Source organism: Homoserinimonas sp., assembly GCF_056262345.1.
Genome location: NZ_JBACFR010000293.1, coordinates 1 through 3594, shown reverse-complemented (window position 1 = coordinate 3594; position 3594 = coordinate 1). Strand labels below are relative to the sequence as shown.

Annotated in this window: 3 protein-coding genes; all 3 read left to right on the top strand. The window is 65.7% G+C overall.

Annotated elements, in window-relative coordinates; genetic code table 11:
* Window positions 1-123: 123 nt before the first annotated feature.
* The gene (araB, locus tag AC062T_RS13315) at window positions 124-1815 is read left to right on the top strand and encodes a ribulokinase (protein WP_476030781.1); all 1692 of its coding nucleotides are present in this window, start codon (window positions 124-126) and stop codon (window positions 1813-1815) included.
* Complete coding sequence (locus AC062T_RS13310) at window positions 1812-2519, top strand: L-ribulose-5-phosphate 4-epimerase (protein ID WP_476030779.1); 708 nt, start codon at window positions 1812-1814, stop codon at window positions 2517-2519. The genes araB and AC062T_RS13310 overlap by 4 nt, the downstream gene beginning before the upstream one ends.
* The coding region (locus AC062T_RS13305) for an L-arabinose isomerase family protein (protein ID WP_476030777.1) at window positions 2519-3594 on the top strand (1076 nt) is incomplete at its 3' end. The genes AC062T_RS13310 and AC062T_RS13305, both read left to right, overlap by 1 nt.

Genomic DNA, 3594 nt, shown 5'->3' with positions numbered 1-3594 from the left:
CTCCCGCAAATGGGGGTAGCATGTCGCCTGATGTGAACGGTCACATCTAGCCGCCCCGACGCCGCATCCTCAGGATGGGAGCCGATGGAGCGGGGACTGATCCGCTGACGAAGGAGTCGCCCGGTGAGTTCATCCGAGAGTGCTGCCGATGAGACGTATGTCATCGGGGTCGACTTCGGAACGCTGAGTGGCCGGGCCGTCGTGGTTAGGGTCTCCGACGGCGAGGAACTGGGCTCCGCCACCTTCGAGTACCCCCACGCCGTGATGGACACCGTATTGGCGTCGACCGGCGAGCGGCTCGACCCCGAGTGGGCTCTGCAGGTTCCGGCCGACTACGTGGGAGTGCTCACGACCGCAGTCCCCGAGGCTGTGGCCATGGCGGGAATCGATCCGGCATCTGTAATCGGCATCGGCACCGACTTCACCGCGTCGACCCCCATGCCCGTGCTCGCCGACGGCACGCCGCTCAACGAAGTTGCCGGCTTTGAGGGCCGCCCGCACGCCTATGTGAAGCTGTGGAAGCACCATGCCGCGCAGGGGCAAGCCGACCGCATCAATGCGGTTGCGGCAGAGCGGGGTGAACCGTGGTTGCCGCGGTACGGCGGGCTGATCTCGAGTGAGTGGGAGTTCGCCAAGGGCCTGCAGGTTCTCGAAGAAGACCCCGAGGTCTATGCCCGCATGGATCACTGGGTGGAGGCAGCAGACTGGATTGTCTGGCAGCTCACGGGGCGTTATGTGCGCAACGCGTGCACCGCGGGCTACAAGGGAATCTGGCAGGACGGGGCATACCCGAGCCGCGAGTTCCTCGCCGCCCTGAACCCCGACTTCGCCGACTTTGCCGACGAGAAGGTTGCCCACGAGATTGGGCAACTGGGTGACGCTGCGGGCACCCTCACCGCCCAAGCTTCTGCCTGGACGGGGCTGCCGGAGGGCATTGCCGTCGCGGTGGGCAACGTCGACGCCCATGTCACTGCGCCGGCGGCCAAAGCTGTTGAGCCCGGTCAGATGCTGGCCATCATGGGCACGAGCACCTGCCACGTGATGAATTCGGATGCGCTGGCCGAAGTAGCGGGCATGTGCGGGGTTGTCGACGGCGGCATTGTCTCTGGTCTCTACGGCTATGAGGCGGGGCAGTCGGGCGTCGGCGATATCTTCGCCTGGTACGTGACCAACCAGGTGCCCGCCGACTACCATCGGGCCGCGCGCGAGCGTGGCCTGAGCATCCACGAGTACCTCACCGAGCTGGCGCAGGATCAGCCCGTCGGTGGACACGGTTTGCTCGCTCTCGACTGGCACTCCGGCAACCGTTCGGTGCTGGTGGACCACGAACTCAGCGGGCTCGTGCTGGGGATGACGCTCACGACTAGGCCGGAGGATATCTACCGGGCGCTGCTCGAAGCCACGGCCTTTGGCACCCGCACGATCGTTGACGCGTTCAACGCGAGCGGGATCGCCGTTCGCGAGTTCATCGCCGCAGGCGGGCTCATCCGCAATGCGTTCGTGATGCAGACCTACAGCAACGTATTGCGGATGCCGATCTCGGTGATCGCGAGCCAGCAGGGCCCCGCTCTCGGTTCGGCGATCCATGCCGCAGTTGCGGCGGGAGCGTATGCCGATGTGCGATCGGCGGGAGAGGCCATGGGTCGGGTCGACCGCAATGTATACATTCCCGACGATGCGGCAGCGGACGCCTACGACGAACTGTTCGCGGACTACACCAGGCTGCACGACTACTTTGGCCGAGGTGGCAACGACGTGATGAAGCGACTCAAGGCGCGCCGTCGGGCCGCGTGGGCTGTCGGGGTGCCCGCATGAGCCGCATGAGCCCCGAAGCCCAGGCCTCCATCGACTCGGTGCGGGCCGACGTGGCGAAGCTCCACTCCGAGCTCACCCGGTATGGACTCGTCGTATGGACGGGCGGCAATGTCAGCGGCAGAGTGCCCGGCGCCGACCTCTTCGTGATCAAGCCGAGCGGCGTCGACTACGACGACCTCACGGCGGAGAACATGATCCTCTGCGATCTCGACGGAACCGTGATTCCGGGGTCGCCCGGCAGCGACCGCAGCCCATCGAGCGACACCGCCGCCCATGCATACGTGTATCGGAATATGCCCGAGGTCGGAGGGGCCGTGCACACGCACTCGACCTATGCCACAGCGTGGGCGGCGCGGGGGGAGGCCATCCCGTGCGTGATCACCGCCCAGGCCGATGAGTTCGGCGGCGAGATACCTGTCGGGCCATTCGCGATCATCGGCGACGACTCAATTGGTCGCGGAATCGTGGCGACCCTCAGCGGTCACCGCTCGCGGGCCGTGCTCATGCAGAACCATGGTCCGTTCACGATCGGTCGGGATGCTCGGGATGCCGTCAAGGCAGCCGTCATGGTCGAGGACATTGCCCGCACCGTGCACATCGCACGGCAAGCGGGGGAGCCCATCCCGATTCCGCCGGCTGCGATCGACTCGCTCTTCGACCGCTACCAGAACGTCTACGGCCAGCCCACGGAAGGAACCGCCTGATGCCCGCGCTCTCCACCTCGCTCGACCGCTACGAGGTCTGGTTCGTCACCGGCAGCCAGAACCTTTATGGCGAGGAGACCCTCCAGCAGGTCGCCGTGCAGTCGCAGGCCATCGCCGAGGCGCTCACCGAGGCGGCCGAGGTTCCCGTCACGGTGGTGTGGAAGCCCGTGCTCAAAGAGAGCGATGCCATTCGCCGGCTGGCTCTCGAAGCGAACGCGAACGACAACGTGATCGGGCTCATTGCCTGGATGCACACGTTCAGCCCCGCCAAAATGTGGATCGCAGGTCTCGATGCCCTGCGCAAACCTCTGCTTCATCTGCACACGCAGGCCAACATTGCGCTGCCGTGGGCCGACATCGACTTCGACTTCATGAACCTCAACCAGGCGGCGCACGGCGACCGTGAGTTCGGATACATTCAGACCCGGCTGGGGGTGGCCCGCAAGACCGTGGTTGGCCATGTCAGCGACCCGCGCGTCATTGCCGAGGTGGCAACCTGGCAGCGGGCAGCATCCGGATGGGCAGCAACCCACTCGCTTAAGCTCGCCCGTTTTGGCGACAACATGCGCAACGTCGCTGTCACGGAGGGTGACAAGACCGAGGCGGAGCTGCGCTTTGGTGTGCAGGTGAACACCTGGAGCGTGAACGAGCTCGCTGAGGCGGTGAACGCGGCGTCGGAGGATGACATCGACTCCCTCGTTGCCGAGTACGAGCGCCTCTATGACGTGGCACCTGAGCTTCGCCGCGGTGGCGCTCGGCACGACTCGCTGCGGTACGGCGCCGCGACCGAAATCGGGCTGCGATCGTTTCTCGAATCGGGCGGGTTCGGTGCCTTCACGACGAGCTTTGAAGATCTGGGTGCGCTTCGCCAGTTGCCAGGGCTTGCCGTGCAGAGGCTCATGGCCGAGGGATACGGATTCGGTGCCGAGGGCGATTGGAAGACCGCGATCCTCGTGCGCACCGCCAATGTGATGGGGGCGGGGCTTGCGGGCGGCGCGAGCCTGATGGAGGACTACACCTACAACCTCGTGCCGGGCGACGAGAAGATCCTCGGTGCTCACATGCTCGAGGTGAG